The 24,797-nt window shown below is 34.3% G+C and carries 24 protein-coding genes; 13 read left to right on the top strand and 11 right to left on the bottom strand.

What is annotated here, in order from left to right:
* Positions 1-12: 12 nt before the first annotated feature.
* The 4 genes from ispG to putP form a co-directional block, all read right to left on the bottom strand.
* Positions 13-1,122 carry a flavodoxin-dependent (E)-4-hydroxy-3-methylbut-2-enyl-diphosphate synthase gene (gene ispG, locus A9G13_RS09025; protein WP_065557282.1) on the bottom strand — a complete coding sequence of 370 codons (1,110 nt, stop codon included), beginning with the start codon at positions 1,120-1,122 and terminating at the stop codon, positions 13-15.
* An 86-nt stretch (positions 1,123-1,208) separates the two neighbouring features.
* Positions 1,209-1,643, bottom strand: coding sequence for a helix-turn-helix domain-containing protein (locus A9G13_RS09020; RefSeq protein WP_065557281.1), 435 nt, complete (start codon positions 1,641-1,643; stop codon positions 1,209-1,211).
* A gap of 299 nt (positions 1,644-1,942) precedes the next feature.
* Positions 1,943-3,214 (bottom strand): tyrosine--tRNA ligase, encoded by a 1,272-nt coding sequence (tyrS, locus tag A9G13_RS09015; protein ID WP_218059219.1) that lies wholly within the window; start codon positions 3,212-3,214, stop codon positions 1,943-1,945.
* Positions 3,215-3,264: 50 nt separating this feature from the next.
* Positions 3,265-4,752 (bottom strand): sodium/proline symporter PutP, encoded by a 1,488-nt coding sequence (gene putP / locus A9G13_RS09010; protein WP_065557279.1) that lies wholly within the window; start codon positions 4,750-4,752, stop codon positions 3,265-3,267.
* A gap of 252 nt (positions 4,753-5,004) precedes the next feature.
* Here putP and nth point away from each other — a divergent pair, with 252 nt between their 5' ends.
* Positions 5,005-5,643 carry an endonuclease III gene (nth, locus tag A9G13_RS09005; RefSeq protein WP_065557278.1) on the top strand — a complete coding sequence of 213 codons (639 nt, stop codon included), beginning with the start codon at positions 5,005-5,007 and terminating at the stop codon, positions 5,641-5,643.
* Positions 5,644-5,649: 6 nt separating this feature from the next.
* On the top strand, positions 5,650-6,201 hold the full coding sequence (gene smrB, locus A9G13_RS09000) for an endonuclease SmrB (protein ID WP_065557277.1): 552 nt from the start codon (positions 5,650-5,652) through the stop codon (positions 6,199-6,201).
* Positions 6,202-6,579: 378 nt separating this feature from the next.
* Here the strand turns inward: smrB and cgtA are convergent, their stop codons facing one another.
* From cgtA to rplU, 4 genes are all read right to left on the bottom strand, one after another.
* Positions 6,580-7,746, bottom strand: coding sequence for an Obg family GTPase CgtA (gene cgtA / locus A9G13_RS08995; protein WP_065557276.1), 1,167 nt, complete (start codon positions 7,744-7,746; stop codon positions 6,580-6,582).
* Complete coding sequence (locus tag A9G13_RS08990; RefSeq protein ID WP_065557275.1) at positions 7,746-8,711, bottom strand: DMT family transporter; 966 nt, start codon at positions 8,709-8,711, stop codon at positions 7,746-7,748. Before A9G13_RS08990 ends, cgtA begins: the two co-directional genes overlap by 1 nt.
* Before the next feature lie 86 nt (positions 8,712-8,797).
* A complete protein-coding gene (gene rpmA / locus A9G13_RS08985) occupies positions 8,798-9,058 on the bottom strand; it encodes a 50S ribosomal protein L27 (RefSeq protein ID WP_034915250.1) in 261 nt (86 codons plus the stop codon).
* 15 nt (positions 9,059-9,073) lie between these two features.
* A complete protein-coding gene (gene rplU, locus A9G13_RS08980) occupies positions 9,074-9,382 on the bottom strand; it encodes a 50S ribosomal protein L21 (RefSeq protein ID WP_065557274.1) in 309 nt (102 codons plus the stop codon).
* A 417-nt stretch (positions 9,383-9,799) separates the two neighbouring features.
* Between rplU and A9G13_RS08975 the strand changes: the two genes are divergently transcribed.
* The 5 genes from A9G13_RS08975 to edd all read left to right on the top strand — a co-directional run bounded on the left by A9G13_RS08975 (position 9,800) and on the right by edd (position 15,215).
* Entirely contained in the window at positions 9,800-10,297 is a 498-nt protein-coding gene (locus tag A9G13_RS08975) for a MarR family winged helix-turn-helix transcriptional regulator (RefSeq protein ID WP_065557273.1), read from the top strand.
* A gap of 79 nt (positions 10,298-10,376) precedes the next feature.
* Positions 10,377-11,507, top strand: a complete 1,131-nt coding sequence (locus tag A9G13_RS08970; RefSeq protein ID WP_065557272.1) for an HlyD family secretion protein — start codon at positions 10,377-10,379, stop codon at positions 11,505-11,507.
* On the top strand, positions 11,491-12,645 hold the full coding sequence (locus tag A9G13_RS08965) for an ABC transporter permease (protein WP_065557391.1): 1,155 nt from the start codon (positions 11,491-11,493) through the stop codon (positions 12,643-12,645). Before A9G13_RS08970 ends, A9G13_RS08965 begins: the two co-directional genes overlap by 17 nt.
* Before the next feature lie 195 nt (positions 12,646-12,840).
* Entirely contained in the window at positions 12,841-13,365 is a 525-nt protein-coding gene (locus tag A9G13_RS08960) for a gluconokinase, GntK/IdnK-type (protein WP_065557271.1), read from the top strand.
* 44 nt (positions 13,366-13,409) lie between these two features.
* The gene (edd, locus tag A9G13_RS08955) at positions 13,410-15,215 is read left to right on the top strand and encodes a phosphogluconate dehydratase (protein ID WP_065557270.1); all 1,806 of its coding nucleotides are present in this window, start codon (positions 13,410-13,412) and stop codon (positions 15,213-15,215) included.
* 117 nt (positions 15,216-15,332) lie between these two features.
* Here edd and A9G13_RS08950 read toward each other — a convergent pair whose 3' ends face one another.
* On the bottom strand, positions 15,333-17,054 hold the full coding sequence (locus A9G13_RS08950) for a thiamine pyrophosphate-dependent enzyme (protein ID WP_065557269.1): 1,722 nt from the start codon (positions 17,052-17,054) through the stop codon (positions 15,333-15,335).
* Positions 17,055-17,305: 251 nt separating this feature from the next.
* Between A9G13_RS08950 and A9G13_RS08945 the strand changes: the two genes are divergently transcribed.
* The 3 genes from A9G13_RS08945 (at position 17,306) to fmt (ending at position 20,686) form a co-directional block, all read left to right on the top strand.
* Positions 17,306-19,183, top strand: coding sequence for an SLC13 family permease (locus A9G13_RS08945; RefSeq protein WP_442902807.1), 1,878 nt, complete (start codon positions 17,306-17,308; stop codon positions 19,181-19,183).
* Between the two features lie 123 nt (positions 19,184-19,306).
* Complete coding sequence (locus tag A9G13_RS08940) at positions 19,307-19,609, top strand: hypothetical protein (protein ID WP_065557268.1); 303 nt, start codon at positions 19,307-19,309, stop codon at positions 19,607-19,609.
* Positions 19,610-19,723: 114 nt separating this feature from the next.
* Entirely contained in the window at positions 19,724-20,686 is a 963-nt protein-coding gene (fmt, locus tag A9G13_RS08935) for a methionyl-tRNA formyltransferase (RefSeq protein WP_065557267.1), read from the top strand.
* A gap of 41 nt (positions 20,687-20,727) precedes the next feature.
* Here the strand turns inward: fmt and tehB are convergent, their stop codons facing one another.
* Complete coding sequence (gene tehB, locus A9G13_RS08930; RefSeq protein ID WP_065557266.1) at positions 20,728-21,588, bottom strand: SAM-dependent methyltransferase TehB; 861 nt, start codon at positions 21,586-21,588, stop codon at positions 20,728-20,730.
* Between the two features lie 193 nt (positions 21,589-21,781).
* On the opposite strand from tehB, the gene fabI reads away from it, so the two are divergent.
* Positions 21,782-22,570, top strand: a complete 789-nt coding sequence (gene fabI, locus A9G13_RS08925; protein WP_065557265.1) for an enoyl-ACP reductase FabI — start codon at positions 21,782-21,784, stop codon at positions 22,568-22,570.
* A gap of 163 nt (positions 22,571-22,733) precedes the next feature.
* On the opposite strand, the gene A9G13_RS08920 is transcribed toward fabI, so the two are convergent.
* Positions 22,734-23,105 carry a hypothetical protein gene (locus tag A9G13_RS08920; protein WP_065557264.1) on the bottom strand — a complete coding sequence of 124 codons (372 nt, stop codon included), beginning with the start codon at positions 23,103-23,105 and terminating at the stop codon, positions 22,734-22,736.
* A 248-nt stretch (positions 23,106-23,353) separates the two neighbouring features.
* Between A9G13_RS08920 and slyD the strand changes: the two genes are divergently transcribed.
* Both slyD and radC read left to right on the top strand, forming a co-directional pair.
* Positions 23,354-23,908 carry a peptidylprolyl isomerase gene (gene slyD, locus A9G13_RS08915; protein ID WP_065557263.1) on the top strand — a complete coding sequence of 185 codons (555 nt, stop codon included), beginning with the start codon at positions 23,354-23,356 and terminating at the stop codon, positions 23,906-23,908.
* Positions 23,909-24,074: 166 nt separating this feature from the next.
* Positions 24,075-24,743, top strand: a complete 669-nt coding sequence (radC, locus tag A9G13_RS08910; protein ID WP_065557262.1) for a RadC family protein — start codon at positions 24,075-24,077, stop codon at positions 24,741-24,743.
* The last annotated feature ends 54 nt before the right edge of the window (positions 24,744-24,797 follow it).

Below are 24,797 nucleotides of genomic sequence, written 5' to 3'. Positions count from 1 at the left end.
TATTTAATAAAATTATAATTCCGTCGTGGCAATTCGGTTTTTCAATATTAAAGCTTTGGCACGAATTTTAGCCTCTAGCTCATCTATCATCTTTTCGTTATCAATCCGACCAATTCGCACTCCATCTTCATAAAAACCACTTTTATTATGACCGCCGGCAACTCCCATAGTAGAGGCTAAAGCTTCACCGGGACCATTTACAACACAACCAATAATGGATACATCCATTGGCGTAATAATATCTTCTAGGCGTTGTTCTAAAGTATTTACCGTACTAATCACATCAAACTCTTGCCGTGAACAAGTCGGACAAGCAATAAAGTTAATACCGCGCGCACGAATTCGTAATGATTTTAAAATATCGAATCCGACTTTTACCTCTTCCGTTGGATCAGCTGCAAGGGATACTCGCAAAGTATCGCCAATTCCTTCGGATAATAATAGTCCTAAACCAATTGCTGATTTAATTGCTCCACTACGAACACCTCCAGCTTCAGTAATTCCCAAATGTAGAGGTTGTTTAATCTGTTTGGCTAATAATCGATAAGCATCAACAGCAGTAAAAACATCTGACGCTTTAACACTAACTTTAAACTGATCAAAGTCAAGCCGTTCAAGTATATCAACATGACGCATGGCCGATTCAACAATCGCTTGCGGAGTAGGCTCACCATATTTTTCTTGAATATCTTTTTCTAAAGATCCTGAATTAACACCAATTCGGATCGGAATATTTTTATCTTTGGCACAATCAACTACTGAACGAATTCTAGATTCGTTACCTATATTACCTGGATTAATTCTTAAACAATCCACACCATATTCTGCCACTTTTAAAGCTATGCGGTAATCAAAATGAATATCTGCAATTAGTGGTACTTTTACTTGTTGTTTAATAAATTTAAAGGCTTCTGCAGCATCCATCGTTGGGATTGAAACACGAACTATATCTACCCCAACTCGTTCAAGAGCATGGATCTGAGCGACTGTTTTTTCAACATCAGTCGTTCGCGTATTCGTCATAGATTGAACTGCAATTGGAGCTCCGCCACCAATAGGCACACTGCCGACATAAATTCGGGTTGACTCTCGCCTTATAATTGGTGAATCTTGATGACTCATAACACGCCTAACTTTATCATAAAATAACTAGCCAGCGATCTTAACAAGATTTAAAACAAATGTCTGTATCAGAATAACAAAATTTGTTAACTATTAATATGATTGGATGATGGGGAAATATAATGACTAACTTCGACTAAATTACTTTTACTTTCTTTATTTACGCAATATATGGTTACACCAAGAGCACCAATAAGAATAATCAAGCAGATAAATAATAATTTTATCCCTCGTTTTCTTTTTTGATACTTGGGTATATGATTTTTTACTTGGTAAGACTTATATTGTTGAGTTAAGACATCTATAAAAGGTTGATATTCTTCAGCGGATAACCCTACTATCTCAGCATAAGAACGAATATAGCCTTTTATAAAAACCAGAGGTGTATCGATTATTTTATCATTTTCAATGTCGGCTACTATTGTTTTACGCACATGGAGTTTACTGGCAATATCATCTTGAGTTAGCCCTTTTTGTTCCCTCAAATTTGATAGCATCACACCCAACGAAATATTGTCCATTATCCCCTCATAATTTATTTTTATGATTATCCGCTTTCATTTTTACATATTTTTACAATTAATCAATTTTTTTTGCAGTAAACTATTAAGTTAGTCTATCTATTTCATTTAGTGCTACAACTAATTGCTATTCTTATTTATCCTGTTTTACTGTTTACAATTGTATGTTCAAACACACCAACTAGTTATTTTCTTAGTAAGAATACTTACAAAAAAATAATTCACCATGGGGAATACAACAGAGCTATTCCCAACATGGTCACTATATTTGACTAAATAGGTAAAATATTTTTCACCTGTTAACTCCAAATCAGCAAGCAATAGTATTTTTTACCACGACGCAATAATGTATAACGATTATAAAGTTTATCATTATTTGAAAAACGATAATCTATCGTAGCGTTGCGCTCACCATTAACTGAGATTGCATTTGATTCGATCATGGTTCTTGCTTGTCCTCTAGATGGTGCAAACTCTGCATTAACAATTGCTTGTTGTAAATCTACATCATTTGCTACTGCTAATGTTGGCATACCATCTTGAGCCAATTGAGCAAAGTCATCCTCCGATAAATCACTTAACTTCCCGGAAAATAAACTTTCTGTAATACGTTTAGCTGCAGTTAATCCTTCTTCACCATGCACTAACCGCGTTACTTGTTCTGCAAGAACATATTGTGCCCGCGGCGCCACGCCACTATTTTTATCTTCTACTTCCAACGCATCAATTTCACTTAATGCCATAAAAGTAAAGAATTTTAGGAATCGGTAAACATCTGCATCAGCAGTATTAATCCAAAATTGATAGAATTTATATGGACTAGTCTTTTTCGGGTCAAGCCATACCGCACCACTTTCTGTTTTCCCAAATTTAGTACCATCAGATTTAGTAATTAGCGGAACGGTTAAACCATAAACTTGTTTTTGCTGTAAACGGCGAGTTAAATCTATACCTGCAGTAATGTTTCCCCATTGATCAGAACCACCAATTTGTAAAACCACATTATGTGATTTATTTAAACATGCAAAATCATAAGACTGTAATAAGCTATAAGAAAATTCAGTAAACGAAATACCAACATCATCACGATCAATACGTTGTTTAACTGATTCTTTGTTAATCATGGCATTGACTGAAAAATATTTACCAATATCTCGTAAAAAAGTGAGTACATTCATGCCACCAAACCAATCATAATTATTGGCGACAATAGCAGCATTTTCCCCGCAATTAAAATCTAGAAATGGCGAAACTTGTTGTTTAATTTTTTCGCTCCATTCCACAACGGTTTGTTCGGTATTTAATTTCCGTTCAACTGCTTTAAAACTTGGATCTCCTATTAAACCGGTTGCCCCACCGACTAAGGCTACTGGTTTGTGACCAGCTAATTGAAAACGCTTCAAACAAAGTAATGGGACTAAATGCCCAAGATGTAAACTATCTGCCGTTGGATCAAAACCACAATAAAGTGCAATAGGATTTTGTTCAATCAACTCTATTAGAGTTTTTTCATCGGTAAGCTGAGCAATCAATCCACGCTCTTGAAGTTGTTTGATCACATTTTTTGTCATGATATTTTACCTATTAAATTTTTGTTTATATTCTATTACGTTAGCTAAAATTATTCTGTTTTATTATGATAACGTTTATACGCTTGTTTGAAATGATCTGCCACTATTGGATTCGGTTTTTTACTACATAAGCTAAAAATAATTATTGCTACTGAAGCTAGTAAAAACCCAGGAATAAGTGAGTAAAGATCAAACCATTTAAAATTAATCCAAAGTAACACTGTTATGGCACCAGTTATCATACCTGCTAGTGCACCATTTCGCGTCATACGTGACCAAAAAACTGAAAAAACAATAATAGGACCAAATGCGGCACCAAATCCAGCCCAAGCATGACTAACTAAATCAAGTACACTATTGTTTGGATTAATTGCTAATAAAATGGCTACGACTGAAACAAACAATACCATTATACGACCAACCCAAACTAGTTCTCTTTGCTTTGCCTTAGGTCTAAGAAAAGCACGATAAAAATCCTCAGTTAAAGCACTGGAACAAACAAGTAACTGACAGCTTAAAGTACTCATTACCGCCGCCAAAATAGCTGCCAATAGAACACCTGCAATCCAAGGATTAAAAAGTAATTTAGATAATTCAATAAAAATACGTTCATGCTTACCATTATCAATTAAATAAGCTAAGTCAGGGTGATTAGCAAAAAAAGCGATGCCAAAAAAACCGACGGTAATGGCTCCTAATAAGCATAAAATCATCCAAGTCATACTAATGCGGCGGGCATTTTTCATTACTTCATGGGAATCAGCAGCCATAAATCTAGCTAAAATATGTGGTTGCCCAAAATAGCCAAGCCCCCAACCTAATAATGAAATAATGGCAATAAAATCCATATGTGCAAATAAATTGGTATAATCTGGATTCAAAGATTCAATGTTCACCAATGCACCAGTAAATCCTCCTGAATTAATCATTACCATAATTGGAGTTAAGATAAGGGCAAACATCATTAAACTAGCTTGAATCGTGTCTGTCCAACTAACTGCTAAAAAACCACCAATAAAAGTATAAGCAATAGTAGCCCCAGCACCAGCTAACATTGCCCAACCATAACTCATACCAAAAGTACTTTCAAATAGTTTTGCACCAGCAACTACTCCAGAAGCACAATAAATAGTAAAAAAGATTAAAATAATAACTGCAGATATAATGCGTAATAATGAACTTTTATCGTCAAAACGACGAGCAAAATAATCCGGTAAGGTTAATGAATTATGATTGATTTCAGTAAAAACTCGTAAGCGTCCAGCAATAAGTAACCAATTTAAATAGGCGCCAATAATTAAGCCAATTGCAATCCAACTTTGAGAGATACCAAATAAAAAAACAGCACCAGGTAACCCCATCAACAGCCAACCGCTCATATCCGAAGCCCCTGCTGAAAGTGCAGTTACAACACTACCAATACGGCGCCCGCCCAGAATATAATCGCCAAAATTCTGCGTTGCACGAAACGCAAAAAAACCAATCGCAATCATGCCTAAAATGTACACAGCAAAAGTGACAATCATTGGTAATGACATATAATTATAAAATCCTGTTTATAAATTTAAAAATTAAGTCGGTAAGCTTATCATAAAAACAGCATGCTAAAAAGCAGGTGATGAGTGAATATCACGTCTGGTAACAGAAAAGATATTATAGACAAAAGCGACTTTTTACAATGTTACTTGATTTATTAATTTCAGCTATTATAAAAATGACTTTTAATTTACATAAACTCAATAAATAAAGTATATAATAATAAGTATCAATTTTTTAATTAGAAATATTTTGTGAAACAAGCTACTCGAATTCAAATTTTAGATCGGTTAAAGGATCATATCAAAGATCCAACAACTGAACTTGTCTATACAACCCCTTTCGAGTTGCTTATTGCTGTAGTACTTTCTGCTCAAGCAACTGATGTTAGTGTCAACAAAGCAACCAAACCACTATTTGCTGTTGCCAATACTGCTGAAAAAATTTTAGATCTTGGCGTTGATAAATTAAAAAATTACATTCGCACGATTGGGCTTTACAATAGCAAAGCCACAAATATTATTAAAACTTGTCAAATATTAGTAGATAAATATCAAGGTGAAGTACCAGAAAATTTTGAATCACTTATAGAACTTCCGGGTGTTGGTAGGAAAACCGCTAATGTTGTTTTAAATACCGCTTATGGTTGGCCAACTATTGCCGTTGATACACATATTTTTCGAGTCTGTAATCGAACTGGATTTGCTCCGGGAAAAACTGTTGAAGATGTTGAAAAAAAATTGCTCAAAGTGGTTCCTAATGAATATAAATTAAATTGCCACCATTGGTTAATTTTGCATGGGCGTTATACCTGTATCGCAAGAAAACCAAGGTGTGGTTCTTGTGTTATTGAAGATTTATGTGAATTCAAACATAAAATCTACCCAGAGTGAGGCGCAATGTCAGAGAAATTTAAATTAAGCAATGATGAAATAAACTTGTTTAAAAATAGTATCGGTAATACCAAAAGACTAAAACAAGATACTGTTATTCATAAACCGATAAAACGTTCACAACAAGCAATAGCAACTCAAAAACAACAATATGAAAAAATTAATACCGAGTTCTATTTTTCTGATGACTATCATCCATTATTACAAGAAGATCCGATTCGATATAGTCGAGAAAATGCCGATCCCAACGAAATAAAAAAATTACGCCGTGGTTTTTATGATCCAGAATTTTTTTTGGATTTACATGGATTAACACTTGCTGAGGCAAAAAAAGAAATATCTGCTCTTATTGCTGCGTGTCTGCAAGAAAGAGCACATTGTGCTTGTATTATGTATGGGCATGGTAAAAATATACTAAAAAAGCAAACACCGATGTGGTTAGCACAACACCCACAAATTATCTGTTTTCATCAAGCTCCTAAAGAATTTGGAGGCACTGCTGCATTACTGGTTTTATTTGATATCAATAATGAACTAGCTGATAATCATTATTCTTAACCATTTATATTTAATATTAAATTATAGTTATGACTTTAGTATAAATAAGATAATTATATTATAAAAACAAAAAAGCCAGCTTAGTTATACTAGGCTGGCAAACATTGGAAGCAATGTGAGCAATGTCATACTTTCTTAGAAGCAATTAAGCTTGCTAACAAAGTACGAAATAATGATAATCATTCTCATTATTAAAAGCAAGTGTTTTTTTGATATTTTTCAAAAAATGTTAAAAAAATTTTTCTAACTCAATGGCTTTATAAAATATGGATTGGATTATAGAAATGAAAAATACTAGAATTGAGCAGGGAATTTCCCTGCATTTTTAAAAAATATTCTTAATTATTTCAGTTATGATGAATGAATATATCATAATAATTATTGTTGATAAATAGTTTCTACTCCTTCTTCATCAGTTTCATCCCAATCATCATAATCATCTTCATCATCAAATGCTTCATCTATGGCTTTTTGATGATAATCATCCCACATGAATTCTACTTTTTCAGATAATAATTCTTCTGGTTCGGCTTCACGAGGATGAGTGTTTATATATTCCATTAAATCCCAACATAGTGTTTTAACACCAGCTTGATTAACTGCAGAAATAACGTAATATTTATCCTGCCAATCGAGAGCTGCAGCAATTTCAGCTGCGCGTTTATAACTTTCTTCTGGACCTAACACATCCATTTTATTAAAAACTAACCACCGTGGTTTATGGGCTAATTTTTCACTATATTGATGGAGTTCATTGATAATCACTTTGGCATTTTCAATTGGATCAGAACCATCAATTGGCGCAATATCAATCAAATGCACCAATACTCGGCAACGCTCAAGATGTTTTAAAAAACGAATCCCAAGTCCTGCTCCATCTGACGCTCCTTCAATCAAACCTGGTATATCAGCGATCACAAAACTTTGTGCATTATCCATTCTTACTACGCCTAAACTCGGTACTAAGGTTGTAAATGGATAATCTGCGACTTTTGGTTTAGCTGCTGAAACAGATCGAATAAAAGTTGATTTACCCGCATTCGGTAACCCTAACATACCTACATCAGCTAGTAATAATAGTTCTAATAATACATCGCGCTTTTCACCTGGGGTTCCATCTGTTTTTTGCCTCGGTGCTCTATTTACTGATGATTTAAAACGTGCATTACCAAGCCCATGAAATCCACCTTTAGCTACTAGAACTTTTTGTTGGTGATGTGTTAAATCTCCAATAATTTCGCCAGTATATTTATCAGTGATTCTTGTCCCTACAGGAACTTTAACTGTAATATCTCGTCCTCTTTTACCTGTACAATCAGATCCTTGTCCATTCTGACCACGTTCCGCTCGATAATTTTTTTCAAATTGAAAATCTACCAGAGTATTTAAATTCTCATCAGCGATAAAAAATACATCACCGCCATCACCACCGTCACCGCCGTCAGGACCACCTTTTGGAATATACTTTTCACGACGAAACCCGACACAACCATTGCCGCCATCACCAGCTTCGACTCGGATTGAAGCTTCATCAACAAATTTCATTATTTTTCCTCTTTTCTGCGGTTAATCAGCCAACCTTTTCTAGGGTGCCATATTTGGTGCCCTATTGTGGCAAACATAGCACCAGCAACAACAGAAATTGCGCCAATATAACCTAAAATATTTAAATATTGCATAGCAAATTTTTCTGGCCAAATTAATGCGAATAAATCTGAAAAAATCAATGCAAATAATGGAGTGAGTGTGGTTATCGCACTCACCTGAGCGGCTTGCCACCTTTCCATTGCCATAACTAAAGCGCCATAAGCTATAATAGTATTTAATCCACAGAATATTATTGCAAATAATTGTGTAGCATCTGCTTTAGCTATCTTACTCGGGGAAGCAAATGGCCATAAAAAAATGGTACAAATAAGATAAATTAACCACAGTAATTGTTCTGCTCGTAATTTACGTAATAATGCTTTTTGCCCCAATGCATAACAAGCCCAAGAAACTGAAGCTAATAATCCAAGCCAAACGCCAATAGCATATGAAGACATATTAGTAAAAAGATCGGCAAAATTCTTATTAAAGAATAGAACTAATCCTATAAGTAATACAGCTATACCAATAATCTGTGTTGGGCGAAGCTTTTCTTTAAAGACAAACGCACTTGAAATCATAAATACAACAATACCCATTTGCCCGATAACTTGAGCTGTTGTTGCGGATAGATATTGTACGGCACTAGCAAATAACGCAAAATTACCTAGTAATCCAAATCCGGCAACCATCAATAAGATAAAACGACGCCGTTTTTTAAAAATAGCAAAATTAGGAAATTGTTTTTTATAAGCTAACCAGATAGTAATACCTATCGCTGACAGTCCTAAACGAGACCATGCCAACGTTAATGGGTCTATAACAACTAGTGCATATTTCATTGCAATCGGCACTATTCCCCACATAACTGCAGTTAACATAGCTAATGCAAAACCTAATTTAACATTTTGTTGTTTTATCATAATGAGTATATTTATGTAAGTTTCAAGAAATGAAAAAAGCCCCACAATGATTGTGAGGCTTTAGAAACTGTCAAACCGTAATAAAATTAACTGTTAGCAACTACACTAACATAACGACGGTTTTTAGGTCCTTTGACTTCAAATTTAACTTGTCCATCAATTAAAGCAAATAAAGTATGATCACGACCACAACCTACATTAGTGCCTGGGTGAAACTGAGTTCCACGTTGACGAACTAAAATATTACCAGCAAGAACTTCTTGACTACCATAACGTTTTACACCTAAACGTTTACTCTGGGAATCACGACCATTACGTGATGAACCACCAGCTTTCTTATGTGCCATTGTTAGATACTCCTATTAAGCGATTGCAGTGATCTTCACATCAGTAAACCACTGACGATGACCTTGTTGTTTACGATAGTGTTTACGACGACGAAATTTAACAATTTTTACTTTGTCACCACGACCGTGTTCAACAATTTCTGCTTTAATTGTTGCACCTTCAACAAACGGGGCACCAACTTTGATGTCTTCACCATTTGCTACCATTAAAACTTTATCGAAAACAACTTCACCGCCAGTTTCGACTTCAATTTTTTCCAAGCGAACGACTTGTCCTTCGCTAACTCGGTGTTGTTTACCACCACTTTGGAAAACTGCGTACATACTTAACTCCGCATAAAAAGCAGACGATCACTGATTTAACAAATATGTCTGCATTGATTAATCATATAGGGCGTGAATTTTACGCAAAAATAGAGTTGGTTGCAAGTGCTCTTTAGCAAAAGATCGCAAAAAGTTATAAAAAAAGATCAGGGAGATACTATTTTAGCTTCATTAGCTCTATTAAATATTATCTAGTATGTAATATATTTATTTTAATAAACGTGTAAATATCATCATATCGAATAAAAGATCACACAATATACTATTTCTTAGTGACAATTATTTTAACAGTAAAAATAGTTCATTTTATTTCTTAAGTGTAAAACCCTATAAAAATAAAAAAATCATCACTAAAAATATTGCAAATTATTATTAGACTAGTATAATTAGCCGACTAAATAAATTAGGTAATGATCATTGAATTATAATTCTAGAAAGCTTCCTTCTCGTGAAACCTTAGCTCGAGCTCAAAGACTTAATGATGATATCGTAGATGTTTCTGGCGTTGATTTAGTACTTAGCTTGATTACCACCGCCGATTTAATTCGTTCAAATATATATGCCCAATTGGCTAAAGATTATGATGTATCTGAAGGTAAGTTTGCCTTATTGATGTCATTATTTTCAGAAGGTGAAACCTGTGCCGGTGATCTGGCATTACGTTTAGGGGTAACAGCGGCTACAGTATCGGTAATGGTTAAACGAATGCTGGTTGCTAAAGAACCTTTAATCTCAATGTCAAAAAATGATGAAGATGGTCGGTCGCGTTTAATAGCCTTAACCCCAGCGGGTATCCGTCTTATTCAAAATGCATTACCTAACCACCTAAAATCGATTCGTGCTTTTGCTCAGGTTTTAAACCGCCAAGAACAAGAGTCTTTAATAGTTATGTTACGTAAATTATTACGAAAATAATTAACTTTAAAAAGATTAAAGTGGTTATATATTACTTAAATAGTTAGCTGACTAAATAAAATGGAAAATAAGCTATATTATGATGATGAAAAAAAATATTAAAATCCCAGCCATATTTTTATTATTACTTACTTTCGGATCTTTGCTGATTTACTTTGGTTCAAGAAATGATGCTGTTTCGGTAGCTAAAAGTATCAAATCGGGAGTATTAACTGCCGATGAAGTTAATGTGGCATTTGAAAATGTTGGAGGGCGGGTAATTAAACGGTTTGTACAAGAATCGGAATTTGTAAACAAAGGGGATCCTTTAATGCAACTTGATGATGTTGATACAAAAATTGCCATTGAACGCCTTCAAGCAGTTGTTGATAGTCAACAAGCTTCAGTTAATCAAGAACAAGCTGCAATCAGCATAGCAGAAAACGATACAGATTTAACTGAATTATCAACTTGGCGAAAAATAGAAGAAGTTCAAGCTAATTTAGAAGCAGCTAGGTCTGCACGAGATTTAGCAAGTATAGAATTTGATCGCCATAGCCAATTACGTAAAACGGGTGGTACTTCACAATCACAATTAGATAGTACCCGTAATACTTTTATTGCGACTAAAATGCAAGTAATACAGATAGAAAGTCAATTAGCAACATTGATGATAGGTGCTACAAAAGAACAAATTAGTCAGTTTCAACAAACTAAAAATGCAACAGGCATGACTTTACAGGCGATTACTATTGCTAGAGATAAAATCAAAAATCGTCAAAATCAATTAGCACAATTACGTGGTCAATTAAATCAATCTGAAGCAGAGTTAAAGCAATTACAAGTTAACTATAAACGACTTACTTTAGTTGCACCTGAAAGTGGTAAAGTATTGAAGATTATGTATGAAGATGGTGAAGTAGTACCAAATGGAGCACCGGCAGTATTATTAGAAACCGATCGTAAATATGTGGATATTTATGTTAATGAAAATATGGTTAAAGATTATCAACCAGGAACATCCGTGACAGCTAATGCCATTGCTCTTGACAAAAAAGTCAAAGGCATTATTCGCTTTGCTACAGCCGCACCTTCCTTTGCAGACTTAAGAATGACACGAGAACGAGGCCAAGCAGATCTAACTTCTTATCAAGTTAGAATTTATATGGAATCTATTCCACAATTATTAACAGGAATGACACTTGAGGTCGATGATGCAAAACATCATTAAATCTATTTTTGAAGAGCTTGATGCAATGTTATCAGGCCATTTCATACCTTATTATAAAGTATCGATTGGATTAGCTACTATCGTTGCACTAATCTTTTCCTTAGTTTTAAGTCATGGTGCAGTTTTTGAGGGAAAAATTGCAGTTATTGATCTAGATGGTTCCAAATATTCTACAGAATTAATTAGTAAAATTAATACTTCTCCTTACATTGAAGTATCTGAGGTGCTTAGAGCTCCAGTAAATCCAATACCATTGGTCTCCCATGATCGCAATTTAGGGGTGTTATATATTCCTAAAGGTTTAGAAAAAAGCTTAAAAAAGGGCGATCAAACTGTTCGCTTAGGTTATTTTGCTGATGATACCAATGATGCACAAAATGCTAAAGTATTACAGAATCTTAATGAATATATACCTGAATTAGGTGCTGAAATAAGTGTTAATCAAGTAGCGGCCCTAGGATTAGGTAAAGATAGTACTGAAGCAGTCTTGTCGCCAATGCAACTTAAAACAAGGTACATGTTTAATCCAGCAAGCTCTTCAACAATATCAACAATTATTTATTTTGTTTATTTTTTCTCATCATTAACTTATGGTTTAACCTCATTGATGATAATAGGTCGCTTAAAAGTAACCGGAATGTGGAATATTGCATTAGAAAGAGGACCATTAGCTTTATTAGCTAGAACAATTCCATATGCGTTATTTTACACTACCGCCTTAACCTTAATTACAGCGGTGTTAGTCATCTTTGGGCAATTACGCTTTGACGGAAACTATTTTGCTTACTTACCTAGTGTATTTATGACCGGATTAGCATTTGGTTGGTTAGGATTATTACTTTCATGGAATACTAACAATCCAGGAGAAGGTGCTAGTCGGATGATATTTTTAGTACCACCTGGATTTATCATGGGTGGGTCAACAATGGCGGTAGGGATTATGCCTATCTGGACTTACTATGTCAGTCACGCATTTCCATTAGTCTGGTTATTCCGTTTTTTCCGTGACTTTGCCATGCGAGGACGTTCACTCATAGATATGTTAGCTACTTATGGAGCTTTTCTCATCTATTTAACTATAATCGCTTTTATTGTGATGATTTTTGTAACTAAAATGAAAAAATCAGCTAATTCATAAAATCGTAAGGACTTAGCTGATATTCCTATAACGTTTTATAGGGATATCGTATATTTTTAATTTATTATTTCCTTTATTTTAATAACTTTATTAAAAATCTGATCTAGATCACAAAAAAAGATATTTTAAATTGCCAAAAAAGATTAACATAGCAAAATGTTACCAGTAACAAATAACGATATAGGAATAATTATAATGAAAAAACATAAACAGGTTTTTATATTAATGGGGGTATCTGGTTGTGGGAAATCGGCAGTTGCTAAACAAGTAGCTTACGATCTGGATGCAGCTTTTTTAGATGGTGATTTCTTGCATCCTAAAGCTAATATTTTAAAAATGCGCAGTGGTACACCTTTAAATGATGAAGATCGTTTTCCTTGGCTTCATTTAATTAGTAATGCCGCTTTTGCAATGAGTAATGTCAATGATATATCAATTATTATATGTTCAGCATTAAAACGACAATACCGGGATATTATTCGTGGTGAAAATGAGAATGTTCATTTTATTTATTTAAAAGGTAGCTTTGAAGTTATTGCAAATCGTTTAGCTAAACGTATAGGTCACTATCAAAAAACCGGCATGCTGCAATCACAATTTGATACCCTTGAAGAACCAACTTCCGATGAAAAGGATGTCTACACAGTTAATATTGAACAACCATTAAATAATGTCGTGCATGATACCGAAGAAGTTATAAGAGCAATCTGTCATTGCTAAAATTATAAATAGAATTAAAAAATAATAAAAGCTAAGAGGTTAATGTGAATCCTACTATTAAAGCTGTAACTCAGCGTATTATTGATCGTTCTAAAGCTTCACGTGAGGCTTATTTACAAAAAATAGAACAAGCCATGTTAAAAAAAGTGACCAGAGCTAGTTTACCATGTAGTAATTTGGCACATGGTTTCGCCGCTTGTTGTATTAATGATAAAAATGATTTAAAAAACATCTTAAAAAGTAATATTGGTATTATTAATTCTTACAATGATATGCTTTCTGCTCATAAACCTTATGAGTTTTATCCAGAACAAATCCGTAAAGTACTACATGAAGTAGGTGCTGTCGGTCAGATGGCTGGAGGTGTACCAGCTATGTGTGATGGCGTTACTCAAGGTGAACCTGGAATGGAAATTTCCCTAATGAGCCGTGATATAATTGCTATGTCTGTTGCCGTTGCTTTATCTCACAATATGTTCGATGGCGCTTTATACTTAGGGATATGTGATAAAATTGTACCTGGGCTCTTTGTTGGCGCTTTAACCTTTGGCCACCTACCCGCAATTTTTGTACCAGCCGGACCAATGCCTTCCGGGTTACCAAACAAAGAAAAAGTCCGTATTCGTCAACTGTATTCTGAAGGTAAAGCAACCCGTGCAGATTTATTAGAATCAGAATCCGCCTCATACCACACCAGTGGTACTTGTACTTTTTATGGAACCGCGAATAGTAACCAAATGGTTATTGAGTTAATGGGCTTGCACTTACCGGGTGCCGCATTTGTTCATCCAGAAACAGCGTTACGCTTTGAATTAACCAATGCTGCGGCCAAACAAATTACCCGCCTAACAAATCAATCAGGAAATTACATGCCAGTAGGTAAAATGGTTGATGAAAAAGTAATTGTAAATGGTTTAGTTGCCTTACTTGCTACTGGCGGCTCAACCAATCTGACGATGCATATTGTTGCTATGGCAAAAGCAGCAGGTATTATCATTAATTGGGATGATATTTCTGATTTGTCTACAGTTGTCCCTTTACTTTGTCGAATTTATCCCAATGGACCAGCTGATATCAATTATTTTCAAGCTGCGGGTGGTACTTCATTATTAGTTAGAGAACTACTAAATGGTGATTTGCTTCATGAAGATGTCGAGACAGTTGTAGGTAGAGGTCTAAGCCGTTATACCAAAGAACCTATTTTAGAAAATGGTAAATTAATCTACCGTGAAGGACCAACAAAATCACTTGATGAAAATGTCATTGCATCAATAAAAAAACCTTTTAATTCACATGGAGGATTAAAAGTAATGTCTGGTAATATTGGGCGTGCAGTTATGAAAACATCTGCAATTGCTCCTGAACATCAAATTATTGAGGCGCCCGCCGTAGTTTTTAATAGCCAATATGATTTAGATGCTGAATATAAAGCTGGCAAACTTGATAAAGACTGTGTTGTTGTGGTCCGTTACCAAGGACCAAAAGCTATTGGTATGCCAGAACTTCATAAACTTATTACACCATTAGGTGTATTACAAGATCGCGGCTATAAAGTAGCATTATTAACCGACGGCCGTTTATCTGGTGCTTCGGGAAAAGTGCCTGCGGCTATTCATGTTACTCCCGAAGCTTATGAAGGTGGTTTATTAAGTAAGGTACAAGATGGCGATATGATCAGAGTTAATGGTCAAACAGGTGAAATAACATTACTAGTTGATGACACGGAACTTGCGAAACGTGAACCTTATCCATTTAATTTAACCGACTCTCATCATGGCTTTGGTCGTGAACTTTTTACGATTATTCGTGAAAATCTTACTTCTGCAGAAGAAGGTGCGGTTAACTTCTAATCCTAATTATTCTGCCGTATAAAGCGGCAGAATTTTTTAAAATATACTGAAACGTATAGTTCTCAGGAAACATCTTTACAAAAGTGTAAGACTCTCAAATTAGACAGTTGAGTAATTCTATTTTTTAACAAAATTATCTACCAATAAATTAACCACATCGCCCATTTTTCCATTTAAAGATGCCTTAACACCATAAAGAGCCATACCCATTACTTGTGATGTTTGAATTTCTGGTGGCATAACTAGTTCATTAGGACTAGTTTTAACATCTAATAACGCGGGTCCAGGATGAGATAAAAATGATTGCATCGCGGCCTCAAGTAAATCAGAATCATTAACTCTGATGGAAAACAAACCAATTGAATCAGCAACTTTCGCAAAATCAGGATTTTGTAAATCAGTATAGTGATCAATTAACCCTTCAACTTTTTGCTCTAATTCAACAAAGTTTAAGGAACCATTATTGAGTACAATGATTTTTATGGGTAATTTTTCTTGTATTGTAGTTAATAAATCACCTAATAACATACTAATACCACCATCACCAGATAAAGTAATCACTTGTCGATTTGGAAATGCTTTTTGTGCTCCCAAAGCTTGTGGCATAGCATTCGCCATGGTTCCATGTTTTAAACTTATTAATGTACGTCTTTTGCCATTAGTATTGAAGTGACGACATGCCCACACCATTGCTGAACCAACATCAGCACAAAGTATTGCATCATCTGCAGCATATTTATCAATAAGTTCAGTTAAATATTGTGGGTGAATGGTAGAATGTGATGGGAGAGCCTTTTTATTCAATTTGTTCATGGATTTTGTATATAATTGGCAACACCCTTCTAAAAATTTAGTTTCATGTTTTTCATTAACTAATGGTAATAATGCAGATAAAGTCGGTTTACTACTACCCACTACGCCAATATCCACTGGATGCCGGCGACCTAAGTGAGTGGCATCTATATCAACTTGAATAATAATTGCTTTATCTGGATAAAACTGTGACCAAGCAAAATCAGCACCTAACATTAAGAGTACTTCACAATCTTTAATAGCAGTTAAACCTGATTCCATACCAAACATACCGGTCATACCAACATTATAAGGATTATCATATTCAACAAAATCTTTAGCTCGGGAAGTATGTACAATTGGTGATTTCAATTTTTCTGCTAGATCAATTAATTCAGCATGTGCATCAAAAACACCCTGTCCTGCAAAAATTGTAACTTTTTTGTGTTGGTTTAAAATATTCGCTATTTCAGTGAGTTCTGTGTCAGATGGGCGTATAACTGGGTTAGGATGATAAATTTTATGACTGCTTTTATCTTCTACATGCTCTTTACTAATGTTATAAGGTATTACTAATACTGCAACACCACGTTGATTTATGGCAGCTTGAATAGCCGCAGTTGTAATTTCTCTTACTTGCGTAGGATCATTAATTTGTCGACAAAATACTGAACAATTTTTATAAAGAGATTCAAAATCCACCTCTTGTGGGAAATCCGTTCCCTGTTGCGATGTAACTAATTGGCTAGCTAATAAAATAACTGGTACTTTATTACGTTGTGCTTCATAAATACCATTAATAAAATGCAAGCTACCAGGGCCACAAGATCCGGCGCAAGCAGTAATTTGATTAGTTAAATAAGCTTCTGCTCCTGCAGCGAAAGCACCGACTTCTTCATGACGGACATGTACCCATTCAATATCACTCTTTCTGATGGCAGAAGTTATGTGATTTAATGTATCGCCAACAATACCATAACAATGTTTAACTCCAGCTTCTGCTAAAATATCAACTATAATTTGTGCGACAGTTTTTTTTGACGACATAAGCTCTCCTGATAAATTTAATTATTAAATAGAATTTTTTGGTTAAATTACACCCAAGTTTCAAAAAAGCGAATAGACTTAATAACAAATAGCAATAAATGTTAAAAGATCAATGATTAATATGATTTTATACAATAAACTTTGATTAAAAATATTCCCTATTGCAATAAATCAAGGTATTATGTCGAAAATATAGTCAGTTTAAAATAGAGTTACTTTCTGTGAAACCATCGTCATCGGGACATAATTGGATATCATCGATTACTGATATTTTACCTAATTATGTTATTGAAAACTATTCTCTCATTACAGTCTGCTTACTATTATTAATTGCAATTTTACTGTTCTCATTCAGCAAGTTAAGAATGGACATTATTGCCTTACTAACAATTATGGCCATTACCATTACTGGTGTATTAACACCAGCCGAAGCATTAGCTGGCTTTAGTGACCCCAACATCATCTTAATCGCATTACTTTTTATTATTGGCGAAAGTCTGGTCAGAACTGGCATTTCATATAAGATGAGCGAGTATATATTAAAAATAGCTGGTAAAAATGATATTCGTATTATTACTTATATTATGTTAGGTGTTGCTTTACTCGGTTCGGTAATGAGTTCAACCGGAGTGGTTGCTATTTTTATTCCAGTGGCAATTAGTATCGCTAATCACACTGGCATTCATATCAAAAAATTGATGATGCCAATTTGTATTGCGGCGTTAATTAGCGGTATGATGACTTTGGTTGCTACAGCACCTAACCTAGTTGTGAATAGTGAACTAAGCCGATCTTCATTAATTGAATTTAAATTTTTCTCCATTACACCAATTGGCTTATGCGTTTTAATATTTGGGATTATTTATTGCATAATTACTCGCAATTGGTTACTTACCGCTGAACAAGTAACGCCAACAAAATCACAACCACAAAGACGAAAAATTACTGACTTAATCAAAGATTATAAATTAACTGGTCGCGCCCATCGCGCACAAATATTAGCTGGTTCACCATTTGTTGGGAGAACTATAGATAGTTTGCATTTACGTAGCGAACATGGAGTAAATGTTATAGGTATTGAACGTTGGCGTAAATTCCGAAAAGTTTTAATCCCAGTTAACGGTACCACTGAATTTCGTGAAAATGATATCTTATTACTTGATATGTCGCATTCCGAAAATGATTACCGTACTTTTTTAGCCAACAATAACCTTGAACCTAAAGTTTTACGTGGTGAATATTTCTCCGAACAAGTTAAAGAAGTAGGTATGGCCGAAGTAGCATTACTACCCGAATCAACACTATGTGGCAAAACATTAAATGAAATCGATTTCAGAGCAAAATATTTTTTGACAGTGATTGGTATTTGGCGTAACCATGCCCCAGTTGAAACAAATAACCTATTTCAAGAACGTTTAGAAATGAGTGACACTCTGCTAGTTTGTGGTGGATGGGGATCGATTCAAAAATTGCAAACACGCACCAATGATTTTGTAGTATTAGATTTCCCAGCAGATATAGATGATATTGCACCAGCAAGTTCTCAAGCTTATGCAGCATTAATAAATCTTGCCATAATGATCTTATTAATGGTAACAGGTATTGTACCTAATGTAGTTGCTGCACTCATTGCCTGCTTATTAATGGGAGCAACCCGTTGCATAGATATGAACAGTGCATATAAGTCCATACACTGGCCATCATTAATTTTAATTATCGGTATGATGCCTTTTGCAATAGCATTAAGTAAAACTGGTGGCATTTCACTAATTTCGGATTGGCTGGAAATACATTTAAAATCTTATGGCCCATATATGGTGCTAACATTTATTTTTTTACTGTGTTCAACAGTTGGGTTATTTATATCTAATACAGCTACAGCAATTTTAATAGCCCCAATCGCCATCGATTTAGCAATAAAATTTGGTTATTCACCTTATCCATTTGCTATGACAGTTGCTATTGCCACCTCGGCATCATTTATTACTCCTGTATCATCTCCTGTTAAGACAATGATTGTAGCTCCAGGTGGATATAGCTTTGGTGATTTTGTAAAAATTGGCGTCCCGTTAACCTTTCTAGTAATGGCTATAGATATTGCAATAGTACCCATATTTTTCCCTTTTTAAATTCAGATACCTATTATTATGTATAAATTAAGTTTTTTTAACCATGATAACCTTATAAATCATATTAATAGGTTTTTATTGATTACAAAATGATTATATTTGTATATTTAAGAAATGGTAAAAATGAATGTTTTATTACGCTATATTCTCGCTTTTGATTTAGTTATAGCTATACTTTTATTTTTAAGTCTTATGTTAGTTATAGTAGGTAAACTCAAAAGCAAAACACTTATCCGTCAAATTAATGCTGGAAAAATAAGTGATGCAAAATTAATACGCTTATATAATCAATGTAAAAAAGGGAAAGATAGTAAATTTGCAGCAATTATGTCTGCTGGTATTTTTTATAAACAATGGATAACAATACAAAATGATATTTTTGTAGCTTATGAGCAAGGTATAATTAAACGTAATCTACCTTTGTAATATACAATAAGATAAAGAAAGGGGAAACTATTCAATAGTGACTCCTTTCAGATTAAAGCTTCTCTATAAAATTTCTAGTATAATGCCAATAATTTCTAGATTATGGACATTACTATGCCTCACACGACTAAACCACTAAATATTATATTTGCAGGTACCCCTGATTTTGCAGCCAGACATCTACAAGCCCTAATAGAAGCTAAACATAATGTAATAGCTGTTTTTACCCAACCTGATCGTCCTGCTGGTCGTGGCAATAAATTAACGTCCAGTCCGGTTAAACAGTTAGCGCTAGCAAACAACTTGCCTGTTTATCAACCTGCTACACTTAAAAGCGAAGAAAGCCAAAATATGATTGCCAAACTTAACGCCGATATTATGGTTGTAGTGGCTTATGGTTTGATTCTCCCGCAAGCTGTGCTTGATATGCCTAATTTAGGTTGCTTGAATGTGCATGGTTCACTCTTGCCAAGATGGCGTGGAGCGGCACCTATTCAGCGCGCTTGTTGGGCTGGTGATACACAAACTGGTATCACCATAATGCAAATGGATGCTGGTCTTGATACAGGTGATATGCTTTATAAACTTGCTTGCCCTATTGAATCACACGACACCAGTGCATCACTCTATGACAAATTAGCTAAACTAGGTCCTAAAGCCCTACTTGAAACACTAACATTGATAAGTGAAAGAAAAATTAAACCCGAAAAACAAGATCCAACACTTGTTACTTATGCTGAAAAGTTATCTAAACAAGAAGCAAAGCTAGACTGGAATTTATCAGCCATACAACTTGAACGATGTGTTCGTGCTTTTAACCCATGGCCGGTAAGTTATTTCGAAGTCAATGGAGAAATGGTTAAAGTTTGGCAAGCTGAAGTAGTAGCTACTAAACATAAACAACCTACAGGCACAATTCTTCAAGCTGATAAACGAGGGATTTGCATTGCAACAAGTGACGGCGCGTTAAATATGACGTTGCTACAGCCTGCCGGTAAAAAACCGATGTCAGCACAAGATTTATTAAATTCCCGCAAAGCATGGTTTGTTGTTGGTCAGATACTCAGTACTAATTAAGACATATTAATGTCCCGCTATAACAGGGCAATGCCCTGTTATTATTTTTTCCTAGCTAATAAAGTGGCAAATCTTAATTTAATTCGATTGCCATGTATATCTGTTTTATGTAGTTCACCAATATCTTCGTTATACTTCAGAATTTCCCAATCTTTATAGTAATTAAGTAGTTCTTGTTCTTTGAAAGTAAATGAAAAACCAACTGGGCAAGGATAGTCCTGAGTAGACATGGCACTAACAATTAAATTATAACCGCCTGTTTTAGTAATTACTTGCATATTATAGATAATATCTGGAATACGATCTGGTTGTAAAAACATCATTACCACAGTTGAAATAATTAGATCATATTCACCTTGCCAACTTGCTTGATTAATATCATAAACAAACGTATTAATATGGGGTAAATGTTCATTAGTAATAATTTCTTGCAAATTATCAATGTTTAGTTCGGACTTATCAACCGCATCAACATTAAAACCGAGTAATTGTAGATATAACGAATTTCGTCCAGAACCACAACCAAGATCTAATGCTCTACCAACTGGTACTAATTGGCATGTTTCTAATACGTCAGAATGTGTTTTCGTCATTTGATATTTTTTATTAGTATAATCTTCAGGTAAACAATAAAAAGATAATTGGCAGCTAAGATCATCTGATACCGCTGCAATACGGTGCCATTGCTGTGGGGCTATAAATGGTGGCTGATGTTGAGTGTTAAAATGTTGCCGATTAACAATTTCACCTTCTGAAGTTAATATATCAAAATCTAAATTACCCGCAATAATTTGTAGCTTTGCCCAAGTACCAATTTGAGTGTTGTGTTTTTCACAGAATGGTTGTGGTAGTGTTTTTGCATTCCAGATAGGTAACTTTTTATAACAAACTAAATTTTCCATGATGATATCACTATTAATAACAATGAATAGTTGACTATTATAGTAAACTATTCGAATAGTAAACAGTTTTTTTAGCGAAATTTTAATAACAATAAGATGGCTATAAATAAATTTATGGTAGCGAAGTTGGCTTTATCAACATATAATCGTCATCATCCTAGACGATAGAGAAAAAACATTAGAGGAATAATTTATGGGATTTTTAACAGGCAAACGTATACTCGTTACGGGTGTTGCAAGTAATCGTTCTATTGCTTACGGTATCGCGCAATCAATGCATCGTGAAGGCGCTGAATTAGCCTTTACTTATCAAAGTGAAAAATTAAAAGGCCGTGTTGAAGAATTTGCAGCTGATTTTGGTTCTAAAATCGTTCTACCTTGTGATGTTGCACATGACGAAAGCATTACAGACTTGTTTACAGAGCTTGCAAAAGTCTGGACTAAATTTGACGGATTTGTACATGCTATAGCTTTTGCCCCTAGTGATCAATTAGATGGTGATTATGTTAATGCAGTTACTCGCGAAGGTTTTTCAATTGCACATGATATTAGCTCATATAGTTTTGTTGCTTTAGCGAAAGCATGTCGAACAATGCTAAACCCAAATGCTGCTTTATTAACTCTTTCTTATCTTGGTGCTGAACGTGCGATCCCTAATTATAACGTAATGGGGCTAGCTAAAGCGTCATTAGAGGCAAATGTTCGATACATGGCAAATGCAATGGGACCTGAAGGTATTCGTGTTAATGCCATTTCAGCAGGACCAATTCGTACACTAGCCGCATCTGGTATTAAAGATTTTAAAAAGATGTTATCTCACTGCGAATCAGTTACCCCTATCCGTCGTACAGTAACCACTGAAGATGTTGGCAATTCTGCTGCATTTTTATGTTCAAACTTAGCTTCAGGTATCACTGGAGAGGTAGTACATGTTGATGGTGGATTTAGCATTGCAGCAATGAATGAATTAGAACTTAAATAACATGTATTATTAAAAATAATACAAGGCATCAATGATTATCTTGATGCCTTGTTTATTGGTCTATTTTCTGATTTTTTATGATAAAAAAGGGCAGTAAACACATTAATCAGCTGCAATTATGCATATTTAAATTTATGAATTTAGAGCCCTATTTTAACTGAACTTAATTATCAACTTTGACTTCAGCCTTTGATTTTTGAATCAATTCAGGTAAATCGAAAGTTCCACATCTTTCTTGTAAGAACTCATTATCTACTGTTGTTATCTTGTTCACTCTAACAATGTTCATACATACATCATATTGACTACCTAAATGATTAATATAAAAAACCGGAATAATAATAATGATATAGATAAATAGTGAAGGTAACGAATAGATAAAACACATACTAATAACTGATCCACCTTTTTCATTACAACGCTTTAACACTTTTCTTCTGACTCGACAAATAAGATAAATAAAAAAGATAGTACATAAAGGGAACCACAAATATAATGCCAGCCCTATTAAAGTTTGTAACATATCGTACGACATAAAAATCCTCAATAAATAATAAACAGGTAAAGCAGGTTAATAGTATATTGAATTAAACAAATTTTGATAAAAAACCAATCCAGTGGTTATACCATATTGTATAATTAATTAAGTATATATATAAAGTACCATTTATCAGTCTAAATTATATTTTATCGGTTTTATATAAAAGAATTATGAATACTTATGCTTCATTTTCCGTTAAAATCTACTCCTAGTTTGCTTAGTAATAGTTTGTCGGAGAAAAAATGAAAATAGCAAAAAATAAAGTAGTTAGCTTGGCATATCAAGTTAGAACAAAAGATGGAGTTTTAGTTGATGAGGCTACAACTGCTTCTCCTCTTAAATACTTACATGGTGCAGGTAATTTATTACAAAATCTTGAAACTGCATTAGACGGTCACCAAATTGGTGATAAATTTGATGTTGAACTAATTAATGCATATGGCGATTTTAATGATTCATTGGTACAAAATGTTCCTCGTGATGTTTTTGTCGGTGTTGATGAACTTGAAGTGGGTATGCGTTTTTTTGCTGATACTGAACATGGTTCATTACCGGTTGAAATCACAGCTATTGATGGTGATACAATTACTATTGATGGCAATCACATGTTAGCCGGACAAGATCTGTTGTTTAATGTTGAGGTTGTTGATATTCGTGATGCCACTGAAGAAGAAATTGCTCATGGACATATTCATGGAGCTCATGACCACGGTGGTTGCGGTTGTGGAGGTCATGATGAAGATGATGAAAATAGCGGTTGCTGTGGTGGTGGACATGGTGGTTGTGGTTGTCATTAATTTTGGTAACTAATTTAGTTAAGATAAGCGCTGTGACAGCGCTTTCTTTTTTATATTTAAATGTTTTAATGCTTCTGAGAGATACTTCGCAACATTTTTAAATATCGTTTTACCTTTTCAATAATACCATTAATAATCTTTTTTTAATCTAATTGGAAAAATTATTATGGTATCACCTACCCCAGCATTGATGCCGCGTGAAAAACTTTTAAAATTTGGTGTTGAAACATTAAGTGATGCTGAATTATTAGCGTTATTTTTACGTACAGGTACACGGAATTTACCTGTTTTGGAATTATCGCAGCGATTATTAAGTGAATTTGGTTCTTTCTATCATTTAATTAATGCCGACCATAGTGATTTTTGTAAAATACGTGGGCTTGGTACAGCAAAATATACGCAATTACAAGCAGTCGTTGAACTTGCTCATCGTTATTTAAAAATAAAGATGACTAATACAAATTCATTAACTTCAACATCATTAACCCACCACTACTTAGCTAGTCGATTAGTAAACAAAGATCGTGAAATTTTCATGGTTATTTTTTTAGATAATCAAAATCATGTGATTACTTCAGAAGAAATGTTTATTGGTACTTATAACTGTGTAGAAGTTCATCCTCGAGAAATTGCCAGACGAGCGTTACAACATAATGCTGCCGCATTGATTTTAGCCCATAATCATCCTTCTGGAATATCTGAACCTAGTCAAGCAGATCGTAATCTAACTCAAAAAATTGAACAAGTTTGTGAATTGATCGATATTCGCATACTTGATCATATTGTAATAGGTAAGGGAGAATATGTATCTTTTGCAGAACGAGGATGGATTTAATAGTTTTTTTTACTTACAATAAGTGAATAATTAACTAATTAATGTAACTATTTT

The sequence above is a fragment of the Gilliamella sp. wkB178 genome (assembly GCF_001690705.1).
Classification (GTDB): Bacteria; Pseudomonadota; Gammaproteobacteria; order Enterobacterales; family Orbaceae; genus Gilliamella; species Gilliamella apicola_K.
The sequence above is the reverse complement of the archived record's forward strand: the minus strand, read 5'-3'. Positions and strand labels throughout refer to the sequence as shown.

What these genes read in the sequence shown, in the direction of transcription:
- ispG (WP_065557282.1), bottom strand. Translation starts at nt 1,122, where the DNA reads ATGAGTCATCAAGATTCACCAATTATAAGGCGAGAGTCAACCCGAATT.
- A9G13_RS09020 (WP_065557281.1), bottom strand. Translation starts at nt 1,643, where the DNA reads ATGGACAATATTTCGTTGGGTGTGATGCTATCAAATTTGAGGGAACAA.
- tyrS (WP_218059219.1), bottom strand. Translation starts at nt 3,214, where the DNA reads ATGACAAAAAATGTGATCAAACAACTTCAAGAGCGTGGATTGATTGCT.
- putP (WP_065557279.1), bottom strand. Translation starts at nt 4,752, where the DNA reads ATGTCATTACCAATGATTGTCACTTTTGCTGTGTACATTTTAGGCATG.
- smrB (WP_065557277.1), top strand. Translation starts at nt 5,650, where the DNA reads ATGTCAGAGAAATTTAAATTAAGCAATGATGAAATAAACTTGTTTAAA.
- cgtA (WP_065557276.1), bottom strand. Translation starts at nt 7,746, where the DNA reads ATGAAATTTGTTGATGAAGCTTCAATCCGAGTCGAAGCTGGTGATGGC.
- A9G13_RS08990 (WP_065557275.1), bottom strand. Translation starts at nt 8,711, where the DNA reads ATGATAAAACAACAAAATGTTAAATTAGGTTTTGCATTAGCTATGTTA.
- rpmA (WP_034915250.1), bottom strand. Translation starts at nt 9,058, where the DNA reads ATGGCACATAAGAAAGCTGGTGGTTCATCACGTAATGGTCGTGATTCC.
- rplU (WP_065557274.1), bottom strand. Translation starts at nt 9,382, where the DNA reads ATGTACGCAGTTTTCCAAAGTGGTGGTAAACAACACCGAGTTAGCGAA.
- A9G13_RS08970 (WP_065557272.1), top strand. Translation starts at nt 10,377, where the DNA reads ATGATGATGAAAAAAAATATTAAAATCCCAGCCATATTTTTATTATTA.
- A9G13_RS08965 (WP_065557391.1), top strand. Translation starts at nt 11,491, where the DNA reads ATGCAAAACATCATTAAATCTATTTTTGAAGAGCTTGATGCAATGTTA.
- A9G13_RS08960 (WP_065557271.1), top strand. Translation starts at nt 12,841, where the DNA reads ATGAAAAAACATAAACAGGTTTTTATATTAATGGGGGTATCTGGTTGT.
- A9G13_RS08950 (WP_065557269.1), bottom strand. Translation starts at nt 17,054, where the DNA reads ATGTCGTCAAAAAAAACTGTCGCACAAATTATAGTTGATATTTTAGCA.
- A9G13_RS08940 (WP_065557268.1), top strand. Translation starts at nt 19,307, where the DNA reads ATGAATGTTTTATTACGCTATATTCTCGCTTTTGATTTAGTTATAGCT.
- fmt (WP_065557267.1), top strand. Translation starts at nt 19,724, where the DNA reads ATGCCTCACACGACTAAACCACTAAATATTATATTTGCAGGTACCCCT.
- tehB (WP_065557266.1), bottom strand. Translation starts at nt 21,588, where the DNA reads ATGGAAAATTTAGTTTGTTATAAAAAGTTACCTATCTGGAATGCAAAA.
- fabI (WP_065557265.1), top strand. Translation starts at nt 21,782, where the DNA reads ATGGGATTTTTAACAGGCAAACGTATACTCGTTACGGGTGTTGCAAGT.
- A9G13_RS08920 (WP_065557264.1), bottom strand. Translation starts at nt 23,105, where the DNA reads ATGTCGTACGATATGTTACAAACTTTAATAGGGCTGGCATTATATTTG.
- slyD (WP_065557263.1), top strand. Translation starts at nt 23,354, where the DNA reads ATGAAAATAGCAAAAAATAAAGTAGTTAGCTTGGCATATCAAGTTAGA.
- radC (WP_065557262.1), top strand. Translation starts at nt 24,075, where the DNA reads ATGGTATCACCTACCCCAGCATTGATGCCGCGTGAAAAACTTTTAAAA.